10 protein-coding genes, 1 pseudogene and 1 riboswitch are annotated in these 12,716 nt (G+C 40.0%); of the genes and pseudogenes, 2 read left to right on the top strand and 9 right to left on the bottom strand.

Features of this window, described 5'->3' with window-relative positions:
- Positions 1 to 192: 192 nt before the first annotated feature.
- The 7 genes and pseudogenes from CUU64_RS23085 to CUU64_RS07065 form a co-directional block, all read right to left on the bottom strand.
- On the bottom strand, positions 193 to 927 hold the full coding sequence (locus CUU64_RS23085) for a methyl-accepting chemotaxis protein (RefSeq protein ID WP_374702708.1): 735 nt from the start codon (positions 925 to 927) through the stop codon (positions 193 to 195).
- 474 nt (positions 928 to 1,401) lie between these two features.
- A pseudogene (locus tag CUU64_RS23080) lies at positions 1,402 to 2,214 on the bottom strand (PDC sensor domain-containing protein); the annotation flags it as partial.
- 319 nt (positions 2,215 to 2,533) lie between these two features.
- Positions 2,534 to 3,745: an NAD(P)-dependent malic enzyme gene (locus tag CUU64_RS07085; protein ID WP_101632812.1), complete on the bottom strand. Its 1,212-nt coding sequence runs from the start codon at positions 3,743 to 3,745 to the stop codon at positions 2,534 to 2,536.
- Positions 3,746 to 4,132: 387 nt separating this feature from the next.
- A complete protein-coding gene (locus tag CUU64_RS07080; RefSeq protein ID WP_101632811.1) occupies positions 4,133 to 4,825 on the bottom strand; it encodes a TerC family protein in 693 nt (230 codons plus the stop codon).
- A 60-nt stretch (positions 4,826 to 4,885) separates the two neighbouring features.
- Positions 4,886 to 4,984, bottom strand: a riboswitch (yybP-ykoY riboswitch).
- A gap of 138 nt (positions 4,985 to 5,122) precedes the next feature.
- Positions 5,123 to 5,857 carry a polysaccharide deacetylase family protein gene (locus tag CUU64_RS07075; RefSeq protein WP_101632810.1) on the bottom strand — a complete coding sequence of 245 codons (735 nt, stop codon included), beginning with the start codon at positions 5,855 to 5,857 and terminating at the stop codon, positions 5,123 to 5,125.
- Positions 5,858 to 6,119: 262 nt separating this feature from the next.
- The gene (locus tag CUU64_RS07070; protein WP_101632809.1) at positions 6,120 to 7,415 is read right to left on the bottom strand and encodes an MFS transporter; all 1,296 of its coding nucleotides are present in this window, start codon (positions 7,413 to 7,415) and stop codon (positions 6,120 to 6,122) included.
- Positions 7,416 to 8,218: 803 nt separating this feature from the next.
- Complete coding sequence (locus tag CUU64_RS07065) at positions 8,219 to 9,088, bottom strand: gamma-glutamylcyclotransferase family protein (RefSeq protein WP_101632808.1); 870 nt, start codon at positions 9,086 to 9,088, stop codon at positions 8,219 to 8,221.
- Positions 9,089 to 9,375: 287 nt separating this feature from the next.
- Between CUU64_RS07065 and CUU64_RS07060 the strand changes: the two genes are divergently transcribed.
- Together CUU64_RS07060 and CUU64_RS07055 are read left to right on the top strand one after the other, a co-directional pair.
- On the top strand, positions 9,376 to 10,869 hold the full coding sequence (locus tag CUU64_RS07060; protein WP_101632807.1) for a peptide MFS transporter: 1,494 nt from the start codon (positions 9,376 to 9,378) through the stop codon (positions 10,867 to 10,869).
- Between the two features lie 289 nt (positions 10,870 to 11,158).
- Positions 11,159 to 12,073 carry a DMT family transporter gene (locus CUU64_RS07055; protein ID WP_101632806.1) on the top strand — a complete coding sequence of 305 codons (915 nt, stop codon included), beginning with the start codon at positions 11,159 to 11,161 and terminating at the stop codon, positions 12,071 to 12,073.
- Between the two features lie 65 nt (positions 12,074 to 12,138).
- On the opposite strand, the gene CUU64_RS21890 is transcribed toward CUU64_RS07055, so the two are convergent.
- Positions 12,139 to 12,282: a hypothetical protein gene (locus CUU64_RS21890; RefSeq protein ID WP_180954491.1), complete on the bottom strand. Its 144-nt coding sequence runs from the start codon at positions 12,280 to 12,282 to the stop codon at positions 12,139 to 12,141.
- 37 nt (positions 12,283 to 12,319) lie between these two features.
- Positions 12,320 to 12,508, bottom strand: a complete 189-nt coding sequence (locus tag CUU64_RS07050; RefSeq protein ID WP_101632805.1) for a hypothetical protein — start codon at positions 12,506 to 12,508, stop codon at positions 12,320 to 12,322.
- Between the last annotated feature and the right edge of the window lie 208 nt (positions 12,509 to 12,716).

The raw sequence follows: 12,716 nt of genomic DNA, 5'->3' as shown, positions 1-12,716 counted from the left end.
TAGATTTTTATCCCCCTATTTATATTTTATATTACGCTTTACTGGTAATTGTCATTTGCCAGATTACACTTTTATATTAAAGCTAAAGGAGTCACCGCTAAGCTAATGATTGCTGAATGATTCGTTTATAAAGACCTAAGAAAGTAAACTCCATTAATAAAAAACCACCTGGAATCCCCCAGGTGGAATACATCATAATTTAAATTGACTAACAGTCTCTTGTAGCTCTTGTGCCATTCTGCTAAGACTTTCTGATGAAGCAGATATTTCTTCCATCGATGCATTTTGTTCCTCTGCAGATGCCGCAACGTTTTGCGTATTTGCTGCGGACTGTTTGGATATATAACTGATCTCTTCCATCATATCTACTGTATTTTTGGAGCTGGCATTAACCTGTTCAATAATAGCAGAAACTTCTTGAGACATAAAGGAAACTTCTTCAATCAGGTTTGAAATTTCCTTAAATGCCTTACCTGTTTGATGGACCATATCAATTCCTTGCCCCACCGAGACTGTTCCTTCATGCATCGATTGCATTGCTTTGGTTGATTCCATTTGGATATGCATGATTAATGCTTTAATTTCTCCTGCAGCATGGCCTGACTGTTCAGCTAATTTCCGAACCTCATCTGCAACAACAGCAAATCCTTTTCCATGTTCTCCTGCTCTTGCAGCTTCTATCGCTGCGTTCAATGCCAATAAGTTAGTTTGGTCCGCAATTTGAGTAATTATATCAACAATTTGGCCAATTTCTTTTGATTTTTTTTCTAACGTTTCGACAACCTCTGCCGTTGAGCCTACCTTTTGTTGAATGGTATTGATTTGATTGACCGTGTCCCCGACTACGTGGTTACCTGCATGTGCCTTTTGGTTTGCAGTATCTGCTAAATCCGCTACCGCCTGAATCGAGGCTGCCGCCTTACTCATCCCCTGTGAAATTTCTGTTACTACCGTGGTCGCCTGGGATGCATGATTTACTTGTGTGTCTGCGCCTAAAGCTACCTCCTGAATCGCTATCGTAATTTGTTCAGTGGCTTTTCCTGTTTGCTCCGCACCAGCTGATAATTGCTCTGAGGTAGCAGCTACTTGTGACGCATTAAGATTCACTTGGCCTATCATCGTCTTCATGCTGCTCGTAATGCTTTGAAAAACCCTGGCCAAGGTTCCTATTTCGTCCTTTCGATTCAAATAGCGGTCTGGAACAGTATGTGTAAAATCTCCCTTGGCCATATATTCACCAATTGTTACAGAAGAAATAATGGGTTTCACAATTGAATTTGTTGTGAAGAAGACAACGATACCTAACAGGATTAACCCAAACGCTCCAGTTAACACAGTTGACAGGAGCAACTGGTCAGACTCAGCAGTGATCTCATTCATTGGTATAGTGATACCAACTGACCAAGGTGTTTTGCTACGACCGATTTCAATAGGTGTAAAGAATTTGAATTCATCGTTTGAAACAAACTTGTATGATTCTCCTTGTTGTACTGACTTCATGATTACAGCAACAGTTGAACCTTTAGATACTTCATCTAATCTTTTATTAATATGGTCAGGCTTTGGTGAAGTCACAATGGATCCATCGTTTGCGAAAATCGATGCAAAACCAGTTTCATATAATGTAAAGTCTTCCATCATGGATTGTAAACGGTCAAGACTTATATCGATACCAGCAGCCCCAATGACCTTCCCATCCTTTTTAATAGGTGATACCACAGATGTTATTAGTACTTCTTTGTTTCCTACTTTATACATATACGGATTTAATATGGTTTCATTTCCACTGTTCTTTGCCAGTAGATAATAGTCCCCAGCACCTGGTTTATCATAATCGGTCAATGCCGTCAAAGAAACACGATCGTCCGTTCTGGACCAGTAGGGAATAAGTCGCCCTGTCCCATCGGTTCCCTTGGTTTTTGAATACTTCTGGTCTAGACCATCAAATGCATTCGGTTCCCACACTGTCCAGGTGGCCAAAAATGAGTCGTTACCCTCTAAGACCCGTTTTAACATGGAGTTAACCATCTCTCGATTTTCTTGCTTGGCACTTATCATCCCTTCAAACCCCTGAGAAATGGTCCGAGCTGTATCCATTGCCATGTCAATGTCGTTCTTAACAGACCCAGCAATCTTTTCACTTGATACCGACGCCAATGAGGTTGCCGAGTTCACAGCACTTTGATTTGTGTTGGTACTTATGTAAGTTATCATTGCACCCAATATTGCCAATATTGATCCTAAAATTACGATAAGCATGCGTTGTTTTAATTTCATGGTATTGTCACCTCCGTGGTTTTGCTAAAGTTTATTTCTTTATAATATCGGGGGAAATACCAATTATTTTAACCTATTTTTAAAACGACATTTTTTTGACTTATTTAATAATCATATAGTTTTGCGTAATATGGCTTCATAATTCAAAATTATTCCTTATATAGTTTTATCACTTTTTTCTTTTGCTGTAATACCCATCTACATACAGAAAGACCGCGGCAAAACGCCGTGGTCCATCGTTCTTTAACATAAATTTTTAAATTATTACAGTCGCAGCTGTAGCATCCAATCTCCTTCTAGCTACACCGGTAGCCACAGCTGCCTTTGCCACAGCATATGAGACAGCTTCTGCTACCCTGGTATCAAACGCGTTCGGGATGACATAATCCTGCGTAAGATCTTCAGGGCCAACTAGGTCCGCAATAGCGTACACGGCAGCCAATTTCATCTCTTCATTGATTTCTGAGGCCAGCACTCGGAGTGCCCCTTTGAAAATTCCAGGGAAGGCAAGTACATTGTTTACTTGGTTGGGCAGATCCGAACGGCCGGTCCCGATTACAGCTGCCCCAGCAGCTATCGCTTCAGCTGGCATGATTTCAGGGTTTGGATTGGCCATTGCAAAAACAATCGGTTTTTCATTCATTTGGCCTATCATTCCCTGTGTCAGCGCCCCTGCAACGGAAACCCCGATAAAGACATCGGCAGCTTCAATCACTTCATCCAAATTCCCAGATACCTTATTTTTATTTGTAATTCGTGCAATGGATTCCTTCACTGTATTCATGCCATAAGTGCGCCCTTGATAAATGGAACCTTTAGTGTCACACAAAATGATGTCATATACACCCATTCCATGAAGCAGCTTGGCAATGGCAATGCCAGCCGCTCCCGCCCCATTAATGACTATAGTGATATCTTCCAGCTTTTTGTTTACAACCTTCAAGGCGTTGATAAGTCCCGCAGCAGTGACAATGGCTGTTCCATGTTGGTCATCATGGAAGACTGGTATATTCATTTCCTTTTTCAGCCGTTCTTCAATGATAAAGCAATTAGGCGCTGAGATATCCTCTAAATTGATTCCCCCAAATGTAGGTTCCATAGCCTTCACAATTTTAATGATTTCTTCCGGGTCAGTAGTATTCAATGCAATAGGGAAGGCATCTACATTCGCAAACGCTTTAAATAGTGCTGCTTTCCCTTCTAAAACAGGCATGGAAGCCGCTCCGCCAATATTTCCAAGGCCGAGCACAGCAGAACCATCCGAGATCACCCCAACCAAATTCCCCTTTATCGTATAATCATAAATTTTTCCTGGATCCTGATGGATTTCGGTGCATGGCTCTGCAACACCAGGCGAATACGCCAAGCTTAAATCATGGGCATCTTTCAACCCAACCTTCAATTCTACACTTAATTTTCCTTTTGCTTGCTTATGAAGCTCCAAGGCCTGTTCTCTAATTTTTCTCATCCTTACATCCCCTTAATATCGCTTATTTTATTTACATGAAAAACAAAAAATTAAAATGCGACGAAATATGTTTCTTATTACAAAACACTGTTTTTATTGATTGGCAAAAACAATTACATCATTCGGAAACACTGAGAAGTTAAAACACTTTTGGTACAGAAATTATTTTTTGTTTATTTCAAATATTCTGATATTTTATCACATATTTTTTAAGTTTACAATATAAAGATGATAATTATTTCCAAAAGTTAAAAAACTCCTTTTTTTGCTGTGAATGCTTTATGTTCAGGTTCTTTATTTCTTTCTACTTGACCAGTTAAATTTCCTATCAAGTACCATAAAAAAGAGACTTTCCATAAAGAAAAGCCTCTTTCATCGTCTCAATCGCTATTGGACATTCTGTTTTAGTAGTAATTCATTCCCCGCTTCCCGTTCAAGAACAATTTTTTGCTGTTTATAATTGCCCACAAATAAAATGGCGGCAACCACCAATGCCTCAAACCCATATTTTATGAAAACATTTGAAAAATACCCACTTAAAAACGGCTCTGAAACCATCATTTTAGCTGCTGTCCATCCAAGGATTGCTGCGCCTATGGTGATAATAATAGGAAAGCGTTCGATCAATTTAAGTATCATTGTGCTTCCATACATGACGATCGGAATCGAAACAAGCAAGCCGATTACTACCAGAAGGAAATTCCCATGTGCAGCCCCCGCAACTGCTAGCACATTATCCAATCCCATCAAAGCATCCGCTATGATCACAGTCCTTATCGCTGCCCACATGGAATCAGCCGCCTTAACTTGATGTGCTTCTTCATCCAGCAAAAGCTTATAAGCAATCCATACCAGAAGCAAGCCGCCTACTAGATGTAGTCCAGGGATATCCAAGAGCACTACCACAAGCATGCTCGCAATGATTCGAATCACAATAGCTCCGACAGATCCCCAAATTATAACTTTTCGTTGCTGCTCTTTCGGAAGTTTACGAGCTGCCAGGCCAATAAGGATGGCATTGTCACCGGCCAGAACCAAATCAATCATAATGATGGCAAACAATCCTGTTATAAATTCCATATGCGCGCCTCCTTTTTAAAACATAAAAGAGACCTCTGCCATGAAGGCAAAGGTCTCGCTGAGCCTAGAGCAAATAGGCCAATAAAGCCGATGGAAAATTCCATGTAATGACGACTTTATTTCAGGATATCCCTGACGCTACTCCCCTTTACGGAAGGAAAAACAATGACAACTAATCCTGTAGACATCCAAATTGCAAAACTACCACTATCCCCACACCACTAATGTATTCGTTCAGGGTTGAAACATTCCACTTTTTAACCGCAATCGCCCATCGAGTGAATGCTTCTGCTTGATTTAATTTAATCGCACTAACTTTGCAAAGTCTTCTAGCGTAGTTGAATATTTGACATAAGTCCTCGGCAACAAATATTGTTCGTTTTTCATCCCTTTTTCTATATATGGTCCAGGAGTGGTGGTGATTCCAAACCGATAGTATTTTTTGGTTTCCGCAACAACACGGTCATTGAAGTTTCCATACGGATAAGAAAGAGCAATCACGGGTTTGCCTGTGATTTTTTCAATCTTTTCTTTTGACCCCTTAAGCTCAGTTTGATAGTCAGTTGTTTTTGTTAAATCAGGATGTGTGGCAGTGTGGGACTGTATGGAGAAATATCCCGAATCGGACATGTTCTTAAGTTCCGTTTTTGATAATCGATTCGGACGTCCGACAAAATCAGATATTACAAAAAGCGTACCAACAGGCTTAAATGTATCACTAGACAGACTCCTAAAGATATGAAACGCATTTTCATTATTTTTATAACCATCGTCAAATGTGACAAAAATTGGTTTATCCACTCGGCTAATCTCGTTCCAACGTTCAAATGTAAGCAGTGTGTATCCTTGATTCTTTAAGTACTGCATTTGTTTCTCAAAGTTATCAGGTGTTACGAATAATTCTTTAGATCCCATCCCTTTGTACTCGTCGATGGAATGGTAAATTAAAATAGGAACCGCCTGAGCTCCGAAAACCTCTGAGGGAACCCATAGGGCTACAAGAAATAGAAGCGTAGAAATCACTAATTTCATAACGAACCCCCTTGACTGTTAAATTAAAAATTATTGTGCCGCAAAAAAGCAGGAATATTATGATGTGAAAATGCAGGAGTGGCAGCACATCTTCCCGGCAAGTACTGCACAAAAAAGACACTCCAAAGTTAGAGTGCCCTTAAGCTTTCTATCTTTTCCATTCTTCTAGAATCATTAACCGCCAATCTTAACAATTGACAACAAATGAATGGAAGCGAGAAAACCCTCGCATCATCTCCCAAAAAAATTTGTCAAATTGATATCAGCTTCCTACAGATTTCACATTTTCTTCGTAACGTGAATTTTCTGCTTTCCGAGTATCTGATAGAGTGAGGCACAAAATCAAGGAGATTGCCAGTCCAGCCATCATAAAGCCGCCAAAGACCCATGGAGACGGACCGAATTTTTCTGCCATTGGTGTCCACATCAAAGGTCCAAATCCCGCTAATGCCGCTGCAACCTGATATCCAACAGACAACCCAGTATACCGGACTTTGGCCGGGAAAAGCTCTGAAAATAATGTACCTTGTGTTGAAAATACCGCTCCCCATAAGATCCCAAGCACAACTGCCTGCATGATGAAAAACGGAACCTCTCCTTTCCCTATCAATGTAAAATATGGAACAGCAGATACGAATAATAGCGACAAGCCCCCTATGTATATAACCTTTCGTCCAATAAAATCCGAAATGTATCCCACAATAGGAATAGTTAAAAGCATGGTGGCACACCCAATCGTAAGCCCGGTTAGAGCTGTATCACGTGAATAACCAATATACACAGTTGTATAAACGAGTATAAAAGACATAATAAATACGTTAAAGAAGCCGTCACCAACTTTTAGCCCAATCAAACGAAACACGGTTTTTCCATCGTTCCGGAACGTTTCAATAATAGGAACCTTCGCAATATCCCCACTTTCCTTCTGCTTCTGAAAGTCCGGTGTTTCCTCGATTCCGCTCCGGACCCAAACCGCAAGAGCAATCAATACCCCACTTAAAAGGAACGGTATCCTCCAACCCCAGGCTAAAAACTGGCTATCAGTAGTTAAGGAGCTAATAAGAGTTAAACTAAAGGATCCTGCGACCAACCCAATTGGTACTCCCAACTGAGGAATGGAACCATAAAGTCCGCGGACTCCCTTCGGTGCATACTCAGTTGCAAGAAGGATAGCGCCACCCCATTCACCTCCAAGGGAGAGACCTTGGATCAGCCGTAGTATAACCAATAGAATTGGGGCAAGCAGACCAACTTGTTCATAAGTTGGAAGCAGGCCCATAAGCACGGAACTGCCTCCCATACCTACAAGGGTAAAAATAAGCGATGCTTTTCGCCCCAAGCGGTCGCCCATGTGGCCAAACAGAATGCTGCCAAGCGGCCTGGCCGCATATCCTGCGCCAAAGGTGACAAACGCTAGTAGAAGCGACACAGCTGGGTCACCTGAAGGAAAAAAGAGAGTTGAGAAAACCAAACCTGTAGCCGTTCCGTATAAATAGAAGTCATACCACTCAATGACCGATCCAGAAAGGCTGGCAAAAAGAATTCGACTTTTTTTCATTGAAGCTAACTCCTTCCTAATCTCGTGCAGTAACTGTAATATAAAACAAAACCTTCCATAATGAGTGCAAAATTATTTAAATGTAACAACAGCTGTTCTAGTGGTTTCATGTTGCCGATATTGATATTTCAAAATATTCACTGCTTTTTAACCATCCCTCCTCGCCAGCCCCCATGTTTAAAGTTTGCATCATAAGAAAAGCAGTACATTGGCGCAATCTAGGGTAGCAATAACTTTAGTAAAGTGTGTTACACCCATAGAAAACTCTACGATGAAACGCTTTCAATCTATCAGGCTTTCCAACTATTACAGGAAAGCAAACATATGCTGCTCACGATAAAAGTAAAGAGCCTGTGGGAACTAAATTTAGTTTAATATATTATAACCATATAATTTTAGAATTATCAATATTTTCAGAATAGTATTTATGCATTTTTATCCAATTTCTTCTGTAGCAAATCTTTTTTTAGAATCTAATTGTAAACATAGTTGTAAAGCGTATTCCTTCTTGAGTTCTATATCCCTTCTTTCAATTGCAGGTGTAGTAATTGTTTTCAAAGCAACCCGCTAAAGGGGTGTATTATAATAAAAAAAATAAGCTCCTCAGCACCAGGAACTTATTTTTATTATTAAATGTTGTAAGTCTCCAAAATTATTAAGAAAACTTCTTCGCGTACTTAGGTGCTGCCACGTTTGTTTTTCGATAGTCTACTTGTAGTTTTGGTATGTTCTATAAATTTACTGTAGTAACTGTTTTTCAAAGTTTTCATAGGAGGTTAGGCAAACAGCGGTTTTTGCTTTTTCTATTCTATCTTGAGATGAAAGTTTACTTCCAGCCTATCTTTTAGTTCTTGCATGTAAGCATCACTAAGAAGGCCACTCCCCCCGCGTAATATTTCCTCTAAATAATGAACAGGCGGTGCGGTTTCCTCATCCTTGTCTACTACTATAAATGTCACCACATTTTCAACAGTGTTTCCGTTTATTTCGATATCCACCAATGCAGGCCTATATATGTCTAACCCTACTCCCTCTCGCATATATAAATAATCGAGGCCTTCCTGTGATACTTCGTACACTTTCCCTTCTACCACGCCCCCTTCTTCTACGATATCAGCGCGGCCGCCGTCATATGATTTCTTGGTAAACCTAAGAGAGTAGCCACGCAGTGTCCCGCATCCCTTAATATTTTGAAAAAGATGATCTACTCCGGACGACTTAAACCGTTCATGATCCATACAGCTCGCATAAGCGAAGTATATATATTTTGCTTTTTCCTTTCGAAACCGATGTACTCTCCAGTCTCCACCTTTAATAGCTTTCATGTCTTCAAGTTTGCCTCCAGAAGGCGCTACATAAACAAATGCATCATAGGAGCCTGTATTGGTATACACCCTTTGTACCAATCTATCGTATAAATTATCTTTCCCGGGACCCTCATAGTCTTCTAGCCAGTCAAGGTGTTGAAGCCGAATGAAACTCACTTCATACAACTCTCCAAAGACCTTTCCTTCTTTCGATACTTCTAAAAACGGCAACCCGGAATTTGATTCCATAAGCCTCCCATTCATCCAAGCTTGTTCCGCAAAACACCTTTCATTTTCAAGAAAATGGTGATTCCTCTCATGTTTGCGAAGAGTTCCGTACACAAAAACCATAATTTTATCTTTCATGTAATCACTCTCCCTAATGCTTCCATTGACGAATTAGTGGTTTACATCCAGAACTTCCTCCCAACCAAATAATGGCTTATATGAATTTTTAAGTGTTCTTCAAATGATTATATGTACTATTATCATCAAAATATTCTTACTATTAACAATTAAAATATTATTCTAATATATTGTATTTCCACTGTTTTCATGTATTTGAAGTATTTTTTTACATAAAATTAGATTATTTTATTTACACACAGAAAAGTAATTCGTTATTATAGAATAATGTTAAAGGAGGAAGAAAAATGTCATCAATAAATAAACAGAAAATTGTGGATAGTGTGCCTCAAAAGGGTTTCTTCGGACATCCAAAGGGTCTGTTCACTCTTTTCTTCACTGAGTTCTGGGAGCGTTTCTCGTATTATGGAATGAGAGCGATTCTCGTTTTTTATATGTATTATGAAGTATCAAAAGGTGGTTTAGGTTTAGATGAAACGACAGCAATGGCGATCGTTTCTATATACGGATCACTGGTATACATGTCCGGAATTATCGGCGGTTGGTTAGCCGATAGGATTTTTGGGACATCCAAAGCTGTGTTCTATGGCGGTATTTTGATTATGCTCGGGCATATTGTGTTAGCTCTTCCCGGAAGCCTTGAAATGTTTTTCGTATCCATGGTTTTGATTGTAATTGGTACTGGTTTATTAAAACCGAACGTTTCGAGTGTTGTAGGGGAAATGTATGCTGAAAATGATAACCGCCGTGATGCTGGTTTTACAATATTCTATATGGGAATTAACATGGGCGGCTTCCTTGCGCCATTAATTGTTGGGGCACTCCGTACAAATTATAATTTCCACGTAGGTTTTGCAGCCGCCGCAATTGGTATGTTATTGGGCCTTATCGTATTTATGGCAACTAAGAAGAATAATCTAGGCCTGGCTGGAACAATTCCTGCCAATCCTCTATCTTCGGATGAAAAGAAGAAAGTTTTCACATTAATTGGTTTATCCATTGTCATTCTCGCAGTTATCATTGCCCTTGCTATCTCTCGTAATGCATTAACAATAGATAGCTTTATTAACCTGGTCGGCATCCTTGGTATTCTTATTCCAACGGCATTTTTTATTTTTATGTATCGCAGCCCGAAAACAAACGCCGTTGAACGTTCACGATTAATCGCCTATATCCCGTTATTTATCGCGGCCGTAATGTTCTGGGCAATCCAGGAACAAGGTTCTACCATCTTAGCCAACTATGCTGATAAACGTACTGATTTAACATTTGCTGGAATCACGATTGCACCGGAGTGGTTCCAATCGCTAAATCCATTGTTCATAATTATCCTGGCACCCGTATTTGCATGGTTATGGGTTAAGATGGGAGACCGACAGCCAACGGTTCCACAAAAGTTCTCACTTGGTTTATTGTTTGCAGGTCTCTCGTTCCTTGTTATTTTGCTGCCTGGATACCTAAGCGGCAACGATACTTTAGTAAATCCATTGTGGCTTGTACTAAGCTACTTCCTAGTTGTACTAGGGGAGTTATGCTTGTCCCCTGTCGGCCTTTCCGCTACAACCAAATTAGCTCCCGCTTCTTTCTCAGCACAAACAATGAGCTTATGGTTCCTGGCAAGCGCAGCAGCTCAAGCGCTAAATGCCCAGCTTGTTCGATTCTACTCTGCTGATAATGAAATTGCATACTTCGGAGGAATCGGTGTAGCATCTCTTGTGCTTGGTGTCCTATTATTAGCAATATCTCCAAAAATTCAAAGCTTTATGAAAGGGATCCGCTAATTCAAAAGCGCGATTGCCCAAGACAGGGTCTCCAAAAAGGACACCCTGTCTTTTTTTCGTTGGTAATTACTCTGTAAAGCTAAATGCCAACGAAAAAATACTCAACATTCAAATAATCAGTAAGCCAGCAGATGATTTAACTATTTCAGAATCCATACTACTAGCAATTATTCCAACAATATTTTTCGATTCCCGAAATTTTTAGGATTATTTAATGAGGATCCATGCTATAATTAAAAACGATTTACGTATGTTATACGTCTTTAAAGAAAGGTAAGTGTCAATTGTTATGTCATTTGGTTTTAATAAAGCTTTTATAAGCTTATTTCTGGTAACAGTCCTATGGGGATTTAACTTTCCAATTAGCGCATATCTGCTTGGGCATTTCTCCCCTGTCTTTTTATCAACGGTACGAATCTGTTTTACATCTTTATTTTTAATTGGTGTAGCATTCATCCATAAAGGGATGAAGTTCCCTACTTCCACTGAATGGAAATACCTCGCAGGTGTCGGGATTTTTGGAACTCTCCTTAATCAAACCTTTTATTTTACAGGGCTAAATCACACCACTCCAGGAAACGCATCCTTGATTATCGCCATGTCTCCGATCGCTACAATCATCCTTGAACGAATCGTATTTAAAGAAAAATTGACAGGTAAAAAAGCTGCAGGGGCTGTAATCAGCTTGGCTGGTGTCTTCTCAATCATAGGGATTTCCCAAGGATCTTTGGGCATTTCATGGGGAGATTTCAACATAGTGCTGGCCATGGTAAGTTTATCGGTTAGCCTTTTATTTGTCCGAGGCTTAACAAAAACGATGAATTCATTCGCTGTCACAATTTTTTCTACGGTGCTTGGAAGTGCGCTAATGATTCCGGCCGCAGGCGTTGAAGGATTGATCAGCGGTTGGGAAATAAGCCATTCACCGCTACTATGGGTCTTGCTCATTTCAGCAGGGGTTATCGCGCAGGGACTGGCCGGTTTCTGGTGGAATAACGGCATTGCCTCAGTCGGGGCCGGAACTGCCGCCATGTTCATGAATATACCGCCGTTTATCGCCATACTTGCTTCCCATTTTGTATTAGGTGATGAAATCCTGCTTAGCCAGATTATTGGCGGCGTGTTAGTATTGCTTGGAGTGTTTATTGCGAATATGCCTTCTGTGAAACCGGTTATCGAAATAAAGTCAACGAAAAGTATTTAAACCAGCTTCAACACATGTAAAAAAGGAAGGCCAAGAATTTGATATCTTCGCCTTCCTTTTTTAGTTTATTTTGTATTTTGGGAACCATTAGAGCTGCCTGAATTGCTTTGATTTGTCCTCTCACTTTTGCTCTTCCCGCCGCCGGCAAATATTTGGTTGTCTTGTGTCACTTTTGCGCCTTTAGAAAAATCATCTTTTGTTTTCAACATTTTCGCCTCCAGTCTTTCATTTATGGAATAAGCAAACCTATCGAATACGGCCTGTGATGCCGTCTTCCCCCATTAGGGTATCACCCTTTTTAGGCTTGTCCACTAGTTTTGCACCATCTGTTGCCCAATCAAAGCCCGTGTCATTCGTTCCTGTGGCCTTCAAAGGCTGCTGAACATCATTATTGTCTGATAGACGGTCCGCTTTTTTGACGTGATCCTGCGACATACTTCTCACCCTCTATTCCAAATTTTCGTTTATATAATTTGCTTTCTCTATGTTTCCTATACAAGAGTATGCTCTGTATAAATTCTCTCGATTGATGAAAGTTCCAGCATGAAATCAAAACATTTATTCGTTTATCACTACATATAAAATAGAAGGAATTGTTACGGACTTCAAAGAAAAATGATATAAAGTTATTTTATCGTCAAAT

This window comes from Bacillus sp. V5-8f, from assembly GCF_002863565.1.
In the GTDB taxonomy this organism is placed as follows: domain Bacteria; phylum Bacillota; class Bacilli; order Bacillales; family DSM-1321; genus Peribacillus.
Note: the sequence above shows the minus strand (reverse complement) of the source record. Positions and strands in the feature narration are given on the sequence as shown.

Excerpts from the sequence above, each read along its gene's own strand:
- CUU64_RS23085 (WP_374702708.1), bottom strand. The coding sequence starts at position 927 with ATGAGTAAGGCGGCAGCCTCGATTCAGGCGGTAGCGGATTTAGCAGAT.
- CUU64_RS07085 (WP_101632812.1), bottom strand. The coding sequence starts at position 3,745 with ATGAGAAAAATTAGAGAACAGGCCTTGGAGCTTCATAAGCAAGCAAAA.
- CUU64_RS07080 (WP_101632811.1), bottom strand. The coding sequence starts at position 4,825 with ATGGAATTTATAACAGGATTGTTTGCCATCATTATGATTGATTTGGTT.
- CUU64_RS07075 (WP_101632810.1), bottom strand. The coding sequence starts at position 5,857 with ATGAAATTAGTGATTTCTACGCTTCTATTTCTTGTAGCCCTATGGGTT.
- CUU64_RS07070 (WP_101632809.1), bottom strand. The coding sequence starts at position 7,415 with ATGAAAAAAAGTCGAATTCTTTTTGCCAGCCTTTCTGGATCGGTCATT.
- CUU64_RS07065 (WP_101632808.1), bottom strand. The coding sequence starts at position 9,088 with ATGAAAGATAAAATTATGGTTTTTGTGTACGGAACTCTTCGCAAACAT.
- CUU64_RS07060 (WP_101632807.1), top strand. The coding sequence starts at position 9,376 with ATGTCATCAATAAATAAACAGAAAATTGTGGATAGTGTGCCTCAAAAG.
- CUU64_RS07055 (WP_101632806.1), top strand. The coding sequence starts at position 11,159 with ATGTCATTTGGTTTTAATAAAGCTTTTATAAGCTTATTTCTGGTAACA.
- CUU64_RS21890 (WP_180954491.1), bottom strand. The coding sequence starts at position 12,282 with ATGTTGAAAACAAAAGATGATTTTTCTAAAGGCGCAAAAGTGACACAA.
- CUU64_RS07050 (WP_101632805.1), bottom strand. The coding sequence starts at position 12,508 with ATGTCGCAGGATCACGTCAAAAAAGCGGACCGTCTATCAGACAATAAT.